The organism is Pseudomonas sp. R1-15, assembly GCF_051132085.1.
In the GTDB taxonomy this organism is placed as follows: Bacteria; Pseudomonadota; Gammaproteobacteria; order Pseudomonadales; family Pseudomonadaceae; genus Aquipseudomonas.
Genome location: NZ_CP071660.1, coordinates 4,073,807 through 4,088,334, shown reverse-complemented (window position 1 = coordinate 4,088,334; position 14,528 = coordinate 4,073,807). Strand labels below are relative to the sequence as shown.

General features: G+C 60.1%; 18 protein-coding genes. 7 read left to right on the top strand and 11 right to left on the bottom strand.

The window, feature by feature from the left end:
• Window positions 1–21: 21 nt before the first annotated feature.
• The 5 genes from J3P97_RS18430 to J3P97_RS18410 all read right to left on the bottom strand — a co-directional run bounded on the left by J3P97_RS18430 (window position 22) and on the right by J3P97_RS18410 (window position 3,504).
• Window positions 22–648 (bottom strand): response regulator transcription factor, encoded by a 627-nt coding sequence (locus J3P97_RS18430; protein ID WP_305499795.1) that lies wholly within the window; start codon window positions 646–648, stop codon window positions 22–24.
• Window positions 649–971: 323 nt separating this feature from the next.
• Window positions 972–2,300, bottom strand: a complete 1,329-nt coding sequence (locus J3P97_RS18425) for a deoxyguanosinetriphosphate triphosphohydrolase (RefSeq protein ID WP_305499797.1) — start codon at window positions 2,298–2,300, stop codon at window positions 972–974.
• Window positions 2,301–2,465: 165 nt separating this feature from the next.
• A complete protein-coding gene (locus J3P97_RS18420; RefSeq protein ID WP_434572837.1) occupies window positions 2,466–2,801 on the bottom strand; it encodes a hypothetical protein in 336 nt (111 codons plus the stop codon).
• On the bottom strand, window positions 2,798–3,187 hold the full coding sequence (locus J3P97_RS18415; protein ID WP_305499799.1) for a phage holin family protein: 390 nt from the start codon (window positions 3,185–3,187) through the stop codon (window positions 2,798–2,800). The genes J3P97_RS18420 and J3P97_RS18415 overlap by 4 nt, the downstream gene beginning before the upstream one ends.
• Before the next feature lie 2 nt (window positions 3,188–3,189).
• On the bottom strand, window positions 3,190–3,504 hold the full coding sequence (locus J3P97_RS18410) for a DUF883 family protein (RefSeq protein ID WP_434572838.1): 315 nt from the start codon (window positions 3,502–3,504) through the stop codon (window positions 3,190–3,192).
• A gap of 327 nt (window positions 3,505–3,831) precedes the next feature.
• Here J3P97_RS18410 and J3P97_RS18405 point away from each other — a divergent pair, with 327 nt between their 5' ends.
• A complete protein-coding gene (locus J3P97_RS18405; protein WP_434601392.1) occupies window positions 3,832–5,040 on the top strand; it encodes an ammonium transporter in 1,209 nt (402 codons plus the stop codon).
• A gap of 8 nt (window positions 5,041–5,048) precedes the next feature.
• On the opposite strand, the gene J3P97_RS18400 is transcribed toward J3P97_RS18405, so the two are convergent.
• Window positions 5,049–6,761, bottom strand: a complete 1,713-nt coding sequence (locus J3P97_RS18400; RefSeq protein WP_434672465.1) for a cation:proton antiporter — start codon at window positions 6,759–6,761, stop codon at window positions 5,049–5,051.
• A gap of 188 nt (window positions 6,762–6,949) precedes the next feature.
• Between J3P97_RS18400 and J3P97_RS18395 the strand changes: the two genes are divergently transcribed.
• The 3 genes from J3P97_RS18395 (at window position 6,950) to J3P97_RS18385 (ending at window position 8,562) form a co-directional block, all read left to right on the top strand.
• Window positions 6,950–7,189, top strand: coding sequence for a glutaredoxin family protein (locus tag J3P97_RS18395; protein ID WP_434574141.1), 240 nt, complete (start codon window positions 6,950–6,952; stop codon window positions 7,187–7,189).
• A gap of 91 nt (window positions 7,190–7,280) precedes the next feature.
• A complete protein-coding gene (locus J3P97_RS18390; protein ID WP_434572844.1) occupies window positions 7,281–7,601 on the top strand; it encodes a transcriptional regulator in 321 nt (106 codons plus the stop codon).
• Window positions 7,602–7,671: 70 nt separating this feature from the next.
• Entirely contained in the window at window positions 7,672–8,562 is an 891-nt protein-coding gene (locus tag J3P97_RS18385) for a pseudouridine synthase (protein ID WP_434672464.1), read from the top strand.
• A 77-nt stretch (window positions 8,563–8,639) separates the two neighbouring features.
• On the opposite strand, the gene J3P97_RS18380 is transcribed toward J3P97_RS18385, so the two are convergent.
• Together J3P97_RS18380 and mobA are read right to left on the bottom strand one after the other, a co-directional pair.
• Complete coding sequence (locus J3P97_RS18380) at window positions 8,640–8,861, bottom strand: YgdI/YgdR family lipoprotein (RefSeq protein WP_025212647.1); 222 nt, start codon at window positions 8,859–8,861, stop codon at window positions 8,640–8,642.
• A gap of 75 nt (window positions 8,862–8,936) precedes the next feature.
• Window positions 8,937–9,539: a molybdenum cofactor guanylyltransferase MobA gene (mobA, locus tag J3P97_RS18375; protein WP_434572848.1), complete on the bottom strand. Its 603-nt coding sequence runs from the start codon at window positions 9,537–9,539 to the stop codon at window positions 8,937–8,939.
• Window positions 9,540–9,617: 78 nt separating this feature from the next.
• Between mobA and moaB the strand changes: the two genes are divergently transcribed.
• Both moaB and J3P97_RS18365 read left to right on the top strand, forming a co-directional pair.
• On the top strand, window positions 9,618–10,157 hold the full coding sequence (gene moaB / locus J3P97_RS18370) for a molybdenum cofactor biosynthesis protein B (protein ID WP_434672463.1): 540 nt from the start codon (window positions 9,618–9,620) through the stop codon (window positions 10,155–10,157).
• 22 nt (window positions 10,158–10,179) lie between these two features.
• Entirely contained in the window at window positions 10,180–11,367 is a 1,188-nt protein-coding gene (locus J3P97_RS18365) for a molybdopterin molybdotransferase MoeA (protein ID WP_434674571.1), read from the top strand.
• A gap of 50 nt (window positions 11,368–11,417) precedes the next feature.
• Here J3P97_RS18365 and J3P97_RS18360 read toward each other — a convergent pair whose 3' ends face one another.
• Complete coding sequence (locus J3P97_RS18360; protein ID WP_305499812.1) at window positions 11,418–11,726, bottom strand: hypothetical protein; 309 nt, start codon at window positions 11,724–11,726, stop codon at window positions 11,418–11,420.
• Window positions 11,727–12,064: 338 nt separating this feature from the next.
• Between J3P97_RS18360 and yegS the strand changes: the two genes are divergently transcribed.
• Window positions 12,065–12,982, top strand: coding sequence for a lipid kinase YegS (gene yegS / locus J3P97_RS18355; protein WP_305499814.1), 918 nt, complete (start codon window positions 12,065–12,067; stop codon window positions 12,980–12,982).
• Here the strand turns inward: yegS and J3P97_RS18350 are convergent.
• Complete coding sequence (locus J3P97_RS18350) at window positions 12,966–13,625, bottom strand: response regulator (protein ID WP_305499816.1); 660 nt, start codon at window positions 13,623–13,625, stop codon at window positions 12,966–12,968. The genes yegS and J3P97_RS18350 overlap by 17 nt on opposite strands.
• Window positions 13,622–14,515, bottom strand: a complete 894-nt coding sequence (locus tag J3P97_RS18345; protein ID WP_434674570.1) for a sensor histidine kinase — start codon at window positions 14,513–14,515, stop codon at window positions 13,622–13,624. The genes J3P97_RS18350 and J3P97_RS18345 overlap by 4 nt, the downstream gene beginning before the upstream one ends.
• Between the last annotated feature and the right edge of the window lie 13 nt (window positions 14,516–14,528).

Sequence of the window (14,528 nt, the reverse complement as noted above, 5' to 3'; positions counted from 1 at the left end):
ATCTGTACATGCTGTTATTTCTCAAACCAGTGCGTTGCGCTTGGCCATCTCGATCAGATCTACCAGGGACTTGACCTTGAGTTTCTGCATCAAGCGTTTTTTATACGTGCTGACGGTTTTATTGCTGAGAAACATGCCTTTGGCGATGTCTTTGTTGGTACGGCCCTGCGCGAAAAGTTGCAGCACCATCAATTCGCGATCGTTGACGCTTTTGAAAAGATCCAGCTCGATACTGCGCGGATCATCATGACGCAGGGGCGTCAACGCCTGGCTCGGGAAATAGTTATAGCCGGACAGTACGGCCTTAATTGCGCTGATCAGTTCACTGAGGTCTTCCTGTTTACACACATAGCCGGAGGCACCAGATTGCATGCAGCGGATGCCAAACAGCGTCGGTGATTGCGCCGTGAGCACCAGCGTCTTGATAGGGGCGGTCATTGCGTTGAAGCGTGAAAGAATTTCCAACCCATCAAGCTTGGGAATGCTGATGTCCAGAATGACCAGGTCCGGCATACATTCACGGACCATTTGCATCGCGTCGACGCCGTTGTCGGTTTCTCCTACAACTTTATAACCTTCATGCTCCAGCAGCATTCGAACGGCGAGGCGGATGACCGGATGATCGTCGACAATGAAAACGGAGTTCATGAATAAATCCCCTGCGAACTGAATAAAGCGCGCACCTTAGCCCAGTTAAGTCAGGGTCGTACGAGGAGACGGGGCTACATTTCCAGTTTCGGAAGTTTCCTACAAGAAAAGAGGCAAGGTACTACGAAGTATTTAGGTTGTTGGTAGGCGAATGGAGTGGGACGAGCGCGTCTTATATTCTATTCGAGGCAAGGTGTTTAACTTTTAATCAGGCACGCGTAGTCCGTCAGTAGCTTGTTTCGCTCATTTCGTAGAGATAGCGAGTTTTAGAAAAGTTTGTTTATCTGCTGTTGAGTGAGCCGCCGATAAAGGCGGCGCTGAGCTCATTGACGAGTGCGACCGGTCATTTCCTGTGCCATTTCGCTGGCATAGCTGTCGGTCATGCCGGCGATGAAATCGATCATTCGCAGGAACGCGCTGTGCAAGGGGCCGTCAGGATCTGGCGCGTTGTTGCCCAGCAGATCGAGGATGCGCCGATTCTTGAACGAGGGTGTACGGCCGCCGTGTTGTTCCAGGGCGGCACCACAGAACCCGTTGAGCAGAATTTCCAGCGTGGTGTAGGCACCGATTTCGTGCAGAGTCTTGCGCTTGTCCTGGAATATCTTCTTGCGGGCCATGTCCTTGGCGTTCAAGACGCAGCGTTTGGCCGGGCCATGCATGTGTTCCACCAGGTCTCCCTGCAACGTGCCTGCCAGCAATGCCTCCTGCTGCTCGACGAACGCCCGGGCGGCGGCGTTGGTCAGGTGTTCGATGGCCTTGCCACGCAGGATCGCCAGTTTGCGCCGCCGGGAATCCAGCGGGCCAAGCTGCCGATAAGTCTCCGGCAGGTCATCGCCGACCAGATCCAGCAGCAGCGATTCCACCTGCGGGTATTCCAGCAGCTCCATTTCCACGCCGTCTTCCAGGTCGATGAGCGCGTAGCAGATATCGTCGGCGGCCTCCATCAGGTAGACCAGCGGATGCCTTGCCCAGCGCTGGTCCTCGATTTGCGGCAGGCCGAGCTTGTGGGCAATCTGCTCGAGCAACGGCAGTTCGCTCTGATAGCAGCCGAACTTGTGCTTCTTGTAGCCCAGGGAGTCCGCGTGGCGGGCAGTCCAGGGATATTTCAGGTAAGTGCCAAGTGTCGCGTAGGTCAGCCGGGTGCCGCCGTCGAACTGATGGTATTCGAGCTGCGTGAGGACCCGGAATCCTTGGGCATTACCCTCGAAGTTGAGAAAGTCATTGCGCTCGGCCTCGCTCATGGCATCCAGCCAGCCTCGTCCGGCCGCCTGTTGAAACCAGTAGCGGATGGCGTCTTCACCGGAGTGGCCGAACGGCGGGTTGCCGATGTCGTGGGCCAGGCAGGCCGATTGCACCACCATGCCCAGGTCGCTGGGTTCACACCAGTCTGGCAGGGCGCCGCGGATGGTTTCTCCCACGCGCATGCCCAGGGAGCGCCCGACGCAACTGACTTCAAGCGAATGGGTCAGGCGCGTGTGGATATGATCGTTGCTGGAGACCGGATGCACCTGGGTCTTGCGTCCGAGGCGACGGAATGCACCGGAAAAGATGATGCGGTCGTGGTCTTTATGGAAAGGGCTGCGGCCCAGTTCTTCCGGACTGTGCAGGGGTTTGCCCAGGCGTTCGCGAGTCAGCAGGGTGTGCCAATCCAAGGCCAGTTGCTCCGTTTGGTGAGTCGATGCCCTAGCTTCCCGGTTCGGGACGCGTCCTGCAAGGGCCGCAGGCATCGACCTGTTGTACCCGGGTGTTGCACGGACGGGTCAATCGGGCCGTTCCAATGGAAAGGCCCGTTCAGGGTCGGTCCGCGGACACGGCCGTCAGGGTTTGCGTACAGTCTTGGCCAGCTTGATCAGCGGCAGCAGCGCGGTTGCCAGCCGGATCAGTCGCGAGAAGCCACCTGAGCGTCCGCTTCGGGTCCGCTTGCCGCCGAGGAAGCCGAGCAAGGACACGGCGGCAACGCCCCAGAGTGACGCATGCTTCAGGCCGAAGCCCTCATGCCAGCTTTGGGTAAAGCCGCGCACCCGTTGCAGCGGGTGCAGCAGTTGCCGGGTTTCCTGGCGAATTTCCTGGCGGTGCATCTCCATGCGCAGGCGCACCAGCGCCTTGCGCATCTCCTGCCGGGTACGGGCTTGGGGAATATCGGGCCGACTCATGGCAACAGGCGCTCCCGGTCGTTGGCGAGTTCTTCGAGGGTGGCATGGAAAGGCGAGGACTCATCAAAAATCGCTGCCTTGAGCCGAAGCCCGCAGAACAACGCCGCCAGCAGATAAAACAGGCAGAGGCCGATGATTCCCGCCAGGCGATAGGTATCCCACACCAGAATCAGCACCAGTGCGGACAGCCCCACCAGCAGCAGCAAACCGAAAACCAGCGCGAGCCCGGCAAACAACAACAGGCTGACGGTACGGGCCTTCTGCTCCTGCAATTCGATGCCGAACAGTTCGACATGACTGTGCAGCAAGCCGAGGAATGCCGCGCCCAGGCGCCGCGCGGTAGGCTTCGTGCCCGATTCGGGCGAGCCGGATTCGTCGATGCCCATCATTAGCGCCGTGTCGCCAGCAGTCCGATCAAAAAGCCCACGCCCGCAGCGATGCCGACCGATTGCCAAGGATTGGCCTGCACATATTCTTCGGTGGCAATCACTGCAGCCTGACCGCGCTCGCGTACCGAGTCTTCGGTCAGTTGGAGGGTTTCACGGGCGCGCAAAAGGGTTTCGTGGATCTGGCTGCGTAATTCGTCAGCCTGATCACCCGCCAGGGTCGCCGTGTGGTCCAGCAACCGTTCGGTGTCCTTGACCAGCGTCTGGAAGTCTTCCTTCAAGGTTTCTTGAGCAGTCTTTGCCTGGGTTCTGGCCATTGGTGCATCTCCGTAAGTGACGTCTGAAGCGTTCGAGTATGAGCCTTGCCGGAAGGTTCAGTGAAACTGCTGGTACAACTTTTGCTCTGGCATCCGCCATGTACTGGTGCGTCAGCATGCGCCGGTGCGCTGAAGCTGGGCAAAAGCCCGCAGAACCTTAACTCAAATAATCAAAACCCGCGAAGCACCACGCTGCGCAACGTCGTGACAGCGGCTTTCGTGCACCAAAGCGGCTCGCAGGGGAGTGCGGCGTTTCAACTTGGTGCGTCGGCCGCTCGAATGAACCGCTTTGGTGCCTTTTCAACTTTCTTCAGGTCTGCCAACACCATGGAAAATCTGCAAAGCGCCGTGGACAATCTGGTCCACAGCTCCAACACGCTGTTCATCCTGCTCGGTGCGGTCATGGTTCTGGCCATGCACGCCGGCTTCGCGTTCCTTGAAGTAGGCACCGTCCGGCAAAAGAATCAGGTCAATGCGTTGTCGAAGATTCTCAGCGATTTCGCAGTGTCGACCTTGGCCTATTTCTTCATAGGCTACTGGATTTCCTACGGCGTGACCTTTTTGCAGCCGGCGGCGGTGCTCAGCGCTGACCACGGCTACAGCCTGGTGAAGTTTTTCTTCCTGCTGACCTTTGCCGCCGCGATCCCGGCGATTATTTCCGGAGGGATCGCCGAGCGTGCCCGGTTCGTACCGCAGTTGTGTGCCACGGTGCTGATCGTAGCGTTCATCTACCCGTTTTTCGAAGGCCTGGTCTGGAATGGCAACTACGGCCTGCAAGCCTGGCTGCAAGCCCGTTTCGGCGCCAGTTTCCATGACTTTGCCGGCTCCGTGGTCGTGCATGCCATGGGCGGCTGGCTGGCATTGGCCGCGGTACTGTTGCTCGGACCGCGCAATGGTCGCTACCGGGACGGGCGCCTGGTGGCGTTCGCGCCTTCGAGCATCCCGTTCCTGGCGTTGGGCTCGTGGATTCTTATTGTCGGCTGGTTCGGTTTCAACGTGATGAGTGCCCAGACGTTGCCTGGAGTCAGTGGGTTGGTGGCGGTCAACTCGTTGATGGCAATGGTCGGCGGGACCGTGGCGGCCTTGATCATCGGGCGCAACGACCCCGGCTTCCTGCATAACGGCCCGTTGGCCGGGTTGGTGGCGGTCTGTGCCGGTTCCGACCTGATGCATCCGGTGGGTGCGCTGGCGACCGGAGCCATCGCGGGCGGGCTGTTTGTCTGGTGTTTCACCGCGGCCCAGGGCAAGTGGAAAATCGACGACGTGCTCGGGGTCTGGCCCCTTCATGGACTGTGCGGCGTCTGGGGTGGCATTGCCTGCGGCATTTTCGGCCAGCAAGCCTTGGGTGGCCTGGGCGGCGTCAGCCTGGTCAGCCAACTGGTCGGCACCGCGTTGGGCGTCGTCATTGCCCTGGTTGGCGGGTTCGCGGTTTATGGTGCGATCAAGTTTGTGCTGGGCCTGCGGCTGACCCAGGAAGAGGAGTACTACGGCGCCGATCTGTCGATCCACAAGATCGGTGCCGTCAGTCAGGACTGAACACTGCGCTACGGTTCCTTGTCCTGGTTACCGGGATAGAACCCGTGCAGCAGGCCATAGCGTTCGTGACGAACCTGATCCACATGATGCCGGACCCGCTGCTCCGGCAGCCCGAGCATGACCAGCGCGTGAGAGGCGAGCATCAGGCTCGATTCAAGCAGTTCCGGGACCACTTCGGTCGCTCCGGCGGCCTGCAGTTCGGCCAGTTGGCTGTCGTCCCGAGTGCGCACCAGGATCGGTACCTGCGGGTTGACGCGTCGGGCTGCCCTGAGCACGGTCAGCGCGATGTCCGTCTTGTCGACCGCAATGACTAGCAGCCGGGCGCGGCTCAGTCCGACGGCGGCCAGCAGGTCTGCCCGGCGTGAGTCCCCGTAATGTACGCAACGCTCATCGACCGTGGCTTCCTGAATGATCACCGGGTCGTCGTCGAGGGCGACAAAGGCCAGGCCTTCGCGGCGCAGGAACCGCCCGATGGATTGGCCCACCCGACCATACCCGCAGATCACCACATGACCCGACAAGCCTGCATTGAGTTCGCTGATCTGGTCCAGTTGTGCTTCCTGGTTGGGTTTGCGGTGCAGGCGCGCGGCAATCGCCGGCGCTGCACGCAGCAAAAGCGGGGTCAGCAGCATCGAGCAGAATGTCGCGGCCAACAGCAGGCCGCCGATGTCGGCGGGCATCAGGCGGTTCTGCTGCATCAATGCCATCAGGGCAAAACAGAACTCGCCACCTTGAGCCAGGGCCAGGCCGCTGCGCCACGCGGTTTCGCCGTCGCTGCCGCGCCACTTGACCAGTGCGGCGACCACGCAGCCCTTGATGATCATCAAGCCGAGGGTCAATCCGAGTATCTGCAGGCCATCGTCGATGAACAGTCGAAGGTCGATCAGCATGCCGATGCTGACGAAAAACAGCCCCAGCAGGATGTCGCGGAATGGACGTATATCGGCCTCGATCTGGTGCCGGTAATGGCTTTCTCCCAGCAGCATGCCGGCCAGGAATGCCCCCAGGGCCGGTGACAGGCCGAGCAGGTGCGTCAGCCATGCGGTGAGCAGTACGATCACCAGCGCCAGCAGCACGAACAGCTCGGCGGACCGGGACGCGGCCACTTCGTGGAACAGCCGTGGCAGCAACCAGCGGCTGGCGAGCAGCAGACCGCAAAACAGTACCAGTGTCTTGCCCAGCGTCACGGGCAGCGCCCAATACCAGGCGTGCTCGCTGCTGCCCGCAAAGACCGGCACCAGGGTCAACAGCAATACGGCGACGACATCCTGGAACAGCAGCACACCGATAGCGTTCTGGCCATGGCTGCTGAAAATTTCTCCCAGGCTGGTCAACTCCTTGCTGACGATGGCTGTGGAAGACAAGGCCAGCCCGGCGCCCAGAAGCAGTGCCGCCAGCGCCGGGGCGCCACAGATCACCAATAGGCCCCCCAGCAGCGCCCCCGAACACACCACCTGCAAACTGCCGAGGCCGAACACGACCCGGCGCAGTTCGAGCATTTTCGACAACGAGAATTCCAGTCCGAGGGAGAACAGCAGGAAGACCACGCCGAGCTCGGCCAGATCCGGCAATTCCTCGCTGTCGTTCACCCAATCCAGGGCAGTGGGGCCGACGGCCAGCCCGACACAGAGGTAGCCTAGCACCGGTGGCAGGCGTAATCGCCTGAACAGGGCGATGACTACCAGGGACGAGGCTAGGATGATCAGCAGGTTGGCGAACAAGAGGAGCTCCGTTTCAAGACGCTGACATCCAGCTTAGGAGAGAAAATACGTCGAGCATTGCCGAAAAGACATTTGGGCTCAATGATTTGCGTCAGCGTTTTACTGAAACATGATGAGCCACGGTACGCCGCTCGACGGCCACGTGGAGCGAGCCTAGAATGACCGTCTATTTTTCGGGTCTACCTGCCATGCCGCCTGAATGCCAATTGTTCGGAACCCTGGGGTGCCACCTGTGTGAAGTTGCCGAGGGCGTGCTGATGCCTTTCGTCGAGCATGGCCTCTTGGTAGAACTGGTGGATATCGCCGAAAGCGAGGCCTTGTCCGAAGCCTATGGTTTGCGCATCCCCGTGCTCCGTCGGATCGATACAGGGGCGGAGCTGGATTGGCCCTTCGATGACCCTGACCGGGTTGCGGCGTTTCTGCGTTGATACCTTCCATCGCCTGAGTCCATGCATCGCCATTGGCGAAATGACATTCTTCGGTTACTGTATGCCCATACAGCAATCCGGAGTGCGTCCCTTGGTCAATGTCGAACAATTGAAAAACAGCGTGAACAGGATGTCCGCGGACGTTGTGCGCGAGGCGGTCCTGGAGTTGCGCCTGGATGGTCTGGTAACCGAAGGCAAGACACCCTTCAACAAGCTGCATTTCAACACCTGTTTTGCCGAGATCGAAGCGTTGTTCCAGCGTGCCGGTTACCACAAGCAACTGGACGTGGTGGGTTACCAGGGGTTGTTGTATGCGTTGTACGACCCGGGACGTTGGGAGGCAGTCGAGGTGCTGCGCTGGTTGAAGGAGTTCACCGAGGCAGCGGAAAAACCGACATCAATTCGCGCGTGAGCCAATCAGCACTGTGCCGGCTTGTGCGAGTGGCGGATAATACCGGTCCCGTAACGCTCAAGAGTTTTTAATGTCCGGTTCATCATTTTCCGCCGCGCACCATCAGGCCAGCACACTGTACTTGCCGCCTGGCTCCTGGCAGACGGTGCTGGAATGTCTTTGCGAGCATTTCAGCACGATCAGCCGCGAGCAGTGGCTGGATCGGATTGTTCGGGGGCGGGTGTTGGACGGGGAGGGGCGGGCGATCGGTGTTGACCTGCCCTATCGCGAAGGCATGCGGATCCACTATTTTCGCGAAGTGCCCGATGAAAAACCGATCCCGGTGGTGGAGTCGATTCTCTACGTCGACGAGCATCTGGTGGTGGCGGACAAACCGCATTTCCTGCCTGTCACGCCGGCGGGGGAATACGTGGAGCAGACATTGCTGCGCCGTTTGATCCGTCGCCTGGACAACCCCCATCTGGTGCCCTTGCACCGTATTGATCGGCATACGGCCGGGCTGGTCTTGTTCTCAGCCAATCGGCAGACGCGTTCGGCTTATCAATCGTTGTTTCCGACGCGGCGAATCGAAAAAAGTTATGAAGCCATTGCCCCCGCATTGCCCGGAGTGGCTTTTCCGTGTGTGCACAGAAGCCGGATGATCGACGGCGAGCCTTTTTTTCGGATGCAGGAGGGGCCAGGCGAGCCCAATACCGAGACGGCCATGGAAGTGCTTGAGAGGAACGGCGACCTGTGGCGGTACGGCCTGTATCCGGTTACCGGGAAAAAGCACCAGCTGCGGGTGCATATGAGTGCCTTGGGGGCTGGCATCTGCAACGATCCGTTTTATCCCGATGTGATTAGAGATGCCCAGGATGACTATGCCAACCCGCTCAAGCTGTTGGCCAAGAGATTAGGTTTCATCGATCCGATCACGGGTCAGGAGCGGGTCTTCGAGAGTGATATTGCCCTGCGCTGGTAGCCATCGCACTTTCCGCCAGGCATTAAAAAGCCCGCAATGCTTGCGGGCTTTTTTCTATCTGGCTGTAACGCTGAAGATCACAGGTCTTTAACGGTACGAACCTGGTCCTTGTTCACGCGAGTCTGCTTGCCGTCCAGTTGCTCGAATTCGTAGAAGCCGCTGTCTTCGTCGTATTTTGGCGTGTCGACGGCCTGGATTTCGCGACCGTCATTCAGGGTAATCACTGTTGGCGATGCACACCCGGCGAGAGTGGCGAGGCCCAGCGCGAGCATGAAAGTGGCGAGGGTCCGTTGAGTCATGGTGTTTCTCCGAAATGGATTCTTCAAGTTACTGACCGTAAGACGTATACATCGCATGTTAGTTCCTGGCTAGTGTCAATCTGACACGCCTGTATGCCGGGCCAGCAGTTCCGGCGTATTGAGATTGGCCAGCCGGGCATCGTTGGCCGGGCATTGCAAGGCGACGGCATGTAGTGTGCGCATGATGCGGCCGGGACTGCGTTCGCCTTCGTCCCAGGCCCTTTCAAAGTCTGCTGCCAGGCCCCGTGGGATGATGCATAACAACGGCTCCCAATGCTCACCCTGACGCACCATCAACGGCTTGCCGGGATGGCGGCTTGCCGTTTCGCGCATGCTGTCGAGCAGGCTTGAGTCGATTTGCGGAACATCACAAGGCAGTACCAGCAGATACGCATGTCGCGCCACCTTGAGACCCGCCCGGATGCCTGCCAATGGCCCGGGAAAATCCCCTTCGGCGTCATGCACCAACTGATCGGCATACAATGCGTAGCGCTCCGGGTTGCGGTTGCAAGAGATGATCAGATCGTCGCTCAGGGCCCGGGTCCGCCGATGAAGGTGGGCAATTAACGGTTCGCCTTGCCATTCCAGCAGGCCTTTGTCCTGGCCTCCCATGCGTTGTCCGCGGCCACCCGCCAGGAGCAGGATCGAGCAGGCTGGCAAGGGATCGTTCGAGGTCATGATGTGTCTCCGCACAGGCGAAAAAATGGGGCGCTGTGATATAACACCGGGCTGTTTCCCCTACAACTGGACGAGCCTATGAAAGCCAAGGCTGATGTACCTTTCGTACCGCTCAATATCGCGGTGCTGACTGTCAGTGATACCCGAACTCTGGAAACCGACACGTCGGGACAGGTTTTTGTCGACCGCCTCACGGAGGCGGGGCATGACCTTGCGGCCCGGGTACTGCTTAAAGATGATCTTTACAAGATCCGCGCACAAGTCGCCACCTGGATCGCCGACGACGTGGTGCAAGTGGTGTTGATCACCGGTGGCACCGGTTTCACCGGTCGCGACAGCACGCCCGAGGCCGTTACGTGCCTGTTGGACAAGCAGGTCGATGGTTTTGGTGAATTGTTCCGGCAGATATCCGTGGCGGACATTGGCACTTCTACCGTTCAGTCCCGGGCGCTGGCCGGCCTGGCCAACGGTACGTTGGTCTGTTGCTTGCCGGGTTCGACCAATGCGGTGCGTACCGGATGGGACGGGATCCTGGCCGAACAACTGGACGCGCGCCATCGGCCGTGTAATTTCGTCGCCCATCTGAAACAGGCTGCCCCTTGTGAATCCCGTGGGTAAACCGGGCAAGGCCGGCGCCCTGATGGCCGTCGAGGTCGCGCTGGAGCGGTTGCTTGAGATGGCGGCAGCCACGCCCATCACTCAGCATGAGCGCGTGCCGCTGGCTGAGGCGCAGGGGCGAGTATTGGCCGAGGACCTGGTCTCGACACTTGACCTGCCGCCCTGGCCCAACAGTGCGATGGACGGCTACGCCTTGCGCCTGAATGACTGGAGCGGCGAGGCGTTGGTCGTCAGTCAGCGGGTTTTCGCCGGGCAGGCTCCAGACGCTCTCGCCGCGGGTACCTGCGCGCGTATCTTCACGGGGGCGCCGGTCCCGCCGGGTGCCGATTGCGTCGAAATGCAGGAAAACGCCATTGTCGATGATGATCAGCGGGTAAGATTCACCCAGCCCATGGTCAGCGGACAGAACATTCGACCTCAAGGACAGGAAACAACCATCGGGGAGCGAGTCCTCGACGCCGGCACCCGCCTGGGTCCGATCGAACTCGGGCTCGCGGCATCCCTGGGGTGTGCATCGCTGCCAGTGGTGCGCAAAGTACGCGTTGCGGTGCTGTCGACAGGTGACGAGCTGGTGGAGCCTGGCCAGGCCCTGGGTCCAGGCCAGATCTATAACAGCAATCGTGTCCTGCTCTGTAGCTGGCTGCAGCGCCTGGGTTGCGATGTTGTCGACGCAGGTATCCTGCCCGATGATTTGCCCGCTACGCGTCGCTGTCTGGCCGGGCTGTCGGATGTCGACCTGATTCTTTCCACCGGCGGCGTATCGGTGGGGGAGGCAGATTTTCTCGGCGTTGCATTGCGCGAAGAAGGCGAATTGACGCTCTGGAAGCTCGCTATCAAGCCTGGAAAGCCGCTGACGTTCGGCCACTTCCGAGGCCTGCCGGTAATAGGCCTGCCGGGAAATCCCGCTTCTACGCTGGTGACCTTTGCGCTGTTGGCTCGACCTTACCTGCTGCGGCGCCAGGGCGTTCAGTCAGTGGCGCCCCTCAAGTTCAAGATACCTGCAGGCTTCACCTGGCCGAAGGCGGGCTCTCGCCGAGAGTACTTGCGAGGTCGCATTAAAAACGGTCAGGCGATCATCTACCGCAACCAGAGCTCAGGTGTCCTGCGCAGCGCCGCCTGGGCCGAGGGGCTGGTTGAAGTCCTCGAAGGGCGAACACTGGTCCAGGGTGATGAAGTGAGCTTCATTCCCTTGAGTGAAGTGCTGGATTAATCCTGGCAACGTTGTCCGCCCGATTGAGTAACCGTGCCTTATGCAGGCCTTTATCGCGACAGCAACGTCACCACCTGATCGAAGCGGCTATTCGCCACCCAGCCCAGCAGGCCGACCACCACTGCGGCTGCACCGGCCAGATAGGCGAGCCGGTGTCGGACCGCTTTCACATCGGTACGGATTTCATCCATGTCCCTGCGGATGTATTTGAGGTGAGTTTCCAGTTCAACGACGCGCGGTTCCAAATCAATTCCTCCTACGGGATTAATGCAACTTTTGCCTTCGTTTTGCTTATCGGCCCGCTCGCTCCTGAGCGGGCCAAATTGCCGGGGGGACAATTTGAATTCATGGCCGGGCATGAGGCGTTCCTCCGCTGTGTCCATGAGCCTTCAAATGATTGGTCCTGCCCCTGCGGGCCTTGATGTATCCATCCATGGGTTATTCATCCTTGTCTATTGGGTGTTTTTTCGATTCAGCGCAACAGAATGCCAAGGTGTTCCAATACGGCTGGAGGGTCAATTGAGCTGATTCGCCAGATCTTGTAGGAAAAGTCCTTGAATGAAGGGTTGCCGAGAAGAGGCAGTCCGCCGCCTCCTTCGAGGTGCTGGGTCTTATTTTGTATAAATTGAGCAGCGCCGGGCTTTTTCGGCTGAATGAGCGGTCCCATTTCCTGAACCTTCCAATGACGGAGACAACGATGAGCAAAGGCAAGGCGCTACTGATCCTGCACGGCAAGCAAGCGCTCAACGAAGAGGTTCGCGCGGCAGTGATGCTCAAGCGCAAACAGGGCTGGGACCTGGCGGTACGGTTGACCTGGGAAGCAGGGGATGCCCGGCGATGCGTCGACGAAGCACTGGATGCCGGTTACACCCGGTTGATCGCCGGTGGCGGTGACGGAACCCTGCGCGATATCGCCGAGGCGATGGTCCAGCGGCCTGGTGATGCCAGCCTGGTGTTGCTCCCCCTGGGCACTGCTAACGATTTTGCCCGGGCGGCCGGCGTCCCGTTGGAGCCGGACCAGGCCCTGGAGCTGCTGGATGTCACGCCCAGGGCGATTGATGTGGGCGAGGTCGGCGGTTGTATTTTCCTGAACATGGCGACGGGCGGCTTCGGTAGCCAGGTGACCGCCAATACCTCCGAGGACTTGAAGAAAGTCCTTGGGGGCGCCGCTTATCTGTTTACCGGCCTGTCGCGTTTCAGTGAGTTGAGCGCAGCCTATGGCGAACTGCAGGGCCCCGATTTTCACTGGCGCGGCGACTTGCTGGCGCTGGGCATCGGCAATGGTCGGCAGGCGGGTGGGGGGCATTTGCTCTGTCCGCAGGCGTTCGCCGACGACGGTTTGCTCGATATCAGCATCCTCCCGGCGCCTCAAGAGGTTGTCAGTACGCTCAAGGATCTGCTGGCCGGTGGCCTGGGCATAGACAACATGTTCGTACGAGCGCGTTTGCCCTGGGTGGAAATCAAGGTGGCGCAGGGCCTGGACATCAATCTGGATGGCGAGCCGTTGCAGGTCGACGATCTACGTTTCACCGTGCGCCCGAAAGCGCTACGGGTGCACCTGCCGTCGGATTCGCCATTGCTGGAGGGTGCGGCGCTGCTTAATCATCCAGGCTGATGATCTGTTCGCGGACCGCAAACAGTACCAGTCCGGCCACGTCATGGATCTGCAGGCGCTTCATGATCTGGGCCCGGTGCGTTTCCACGGTCTTGATGCTCAGGCTCAGGCCGTTGGCGATTTCCCGGGTGGACTTGCCACGAACGATCAGCCGTAGGATCTCCAGCTGGCGCGCCGTCAGGTTGTGGTTCTGGGCTGGATCGGGCTGATGTTTCTGAACGCGGGTCAGCGCCTGGTTGATCACGGTATGGGCGATGGCCGGGCTCAGGTAGCGTTCGTTGTTGCGCAACGCGTCCAGGGCGTGCGCCAGCTCGGTGGCAGTGGTGTCCTTGAGCAGGTAGCCATGGGCCCCTGACTCCAGCGCCTGCATGATCAGCGCGGGGTCAGTGTGCATGGACAGGATCAGCACCTTGCTCTGGGGGCGTACCTTCCTGAGTTGCTGCAAGGCTTCCAGGCCGCCGGTATCCTTCATGGAAATATCCAGCAGGACGATATCGGGGTTGAGGCGTTCTACCAGTTCCGGCAATTGCGCGCCGTCACTGGCTTCGCCGACGACGGCGTAGCCAGGGAGATCCAGGACCAGGGCGCGTACACCGGCCCGGATCAGCGAGTGGTCATCTACCAGAAGCAAATTACAAGTCAATGGAGAACCTTATTCTTGCTGGCCCGCTCAAGGGCACGCGGTGCCCAGGGAATACGAGCTTCGATATGCGTGCCTTTGCCGGCCTCGCTGGTGACCTTGAGGGTGCCGCCCAATTGTTCGACTCGCTCCGACATGCCGGCCATGCCGCGCTGTCCTTCGCGGCCGGGGTGGCTGGCCGGGACGAATCCCTGGCCGTCATCGCTGATCAGCAACGTCAGCCCTTCAGGAAGGCGTTGCAGGCGCACCAGCAGATTGCTCGCCTGGGCGTGGCGCAACATGTTGGTGACGGCCTCCTGGGTGATCCGAAAGGCGGCGACGGTCATTTCGTCCGGGATGCCGGTCATGCGCTGCTGACAATCGAGGCTCCATTTCACCGGCGTATTGGCCAATGTCTTGAGTAGATGAGCGCGGAGACTGGCTTCGAGCCCAAGGCTGGTCAGCTGCCTGGGATTGAGGATCGCCGAGACATCACGCACTTTGTTCAGGGTTTCGTCCAGCGTGTCGCTCAGTAAGCTGCATTGGCCCTGCAAGTCTTCCGGCAGGCGGCGCTTGAGCCATTCACTTTGCAGTTTTGCCGCGGTCAGCAGTTGGCCAATGTCATCGTGCAGTTCGCGGCTGAGCCGGTGACGCTCGTTTTCCTGGACCTCCAGCAGTCGGTCGGCCAGTTCCTGCGGCTGGAACTTGATGGACTTGCGCGATAGTCGATAGTGGATCCAGACACAGGCCAGCGCCGCGCCATTGAGTACCAGCAAGCCCAACGGCAGCGGATGGGCCAACAAGTAGGCCAGCAGGCAACCGAGGGTCGAGCAGATACACAGCAGCAATGTGAACCGGCGGGCGTTTTCTCGGGACGGTGGCCAGGTGATGATTGACTTGAAGCTGGCGTGCATAACGGATGGAGCC

What these genes read in the sequence shown, in the direction of transcription:
- moaB (WP_434672463.1), top strand. Translation starts at nt 9,618, where the DNA reads ATGAAAGCCAAGGCTGATGTACCTTTCGTACCGCTCAATATCGCGGTG.
- J3P97_RS18395 (WP_434574141.1), top strand. Translation starts at nt 6,950, where the DNA reads ATGCCGCCTGAATGCCAATTGTTCGGAACCCTGGGGTGCCACCTGTGT.
- mobA (WP_434572848.1), bottom strand. Translation starts at nt 9,539, where the DNA reads ATGACCTCGAACGATCCCTTGCCAGCCTGCTCGATCCTGCTCCTGGCG.
- J3P97_RS18365 (WP_434674571.1), top strand. Translation starts at nt 10,180, where the DNA reads ATGGCCGTCGAGGTCGCGCTGGAGCGGTTGCTTGAGATGGCGGCAGCC.
- J3P97_RS18385 (WP_434672464.1), top strand. Translation starts at nt 7,672, where the DNA reads ATGTCCGGTTCATCATTTTCCGCCGCGCACCATCAGGCCAGCACACTG.
- J3P97_RS18420 (WP_434572837.1), bottom strand. Translation starts at nt 2,801, where the DNA reads ATGAGTCGGCCCGATATTCCCCAAGCCCGTACCCGGCAGGAGATGCGC.
- J3P97_RS18405 (WP_434601392.1), top strand. Translation starts at nt 3,832, where the DNA reads ATGGAAAATCTGCAAAGCGCCGTGGACAATCTGGTCCACAGCTCCAAC.
- yegS (WP_305499814.1), top strand. Translation starts at nt 12,065, where the DNA reads ATGAGCAAAGGCAAGGCGCTACTGATCCTGCACGGCAAGCAAGCGCTC.
- J3P97_RS18410 (WP_434572838.1), bottom strand. Translation starts at nt 3,504, where the DNA reads ATGGCCAGAACCCAGGCAAAGACTGCTCAAGAAACCTTGAAGGAAGAC.
- J3P97_RS18360 (WP_305499812.1), bottom strand. Translation starts at nt 11,726, where the DNA reads ATGCCCGGCCATGAATTCAAATTGTCCCCCCGGCAATTTGGCCCGCTC.
- J3P97_RS18415 (WP_305499799.1), bottom strand. Translation starts at nt 3,187, where the DNA reads ATGGGCATCGACGAATCCGGCTCGCCCGAATCGGGCACGAAGCCTACC.
- J3P97_RS18380 (WP_025212647.1), bottom strand. Translation starts at nt 8,861, where the DNA reads ATGACTCAACGGACCCTCGCCACTTTCATGCTCGCGCTGGGCCTCGCC.
- J3P97_RS18430 (WP_305499795.1), bottom strand. Translation starts at nt 648, where the DNA reads ATGAACTCCGTTTTCATTGTCGACGATCATCCGGTCATCCGCCTCGCC.
- J3P97_RS18345 (WP_434674570.1), bottom strand. Translation starts at nt 14,515, where the DNA reads ATGCACGCCAGCTTCAAGTCAATCATCACCTGGCCACCGTCCCGAGAA.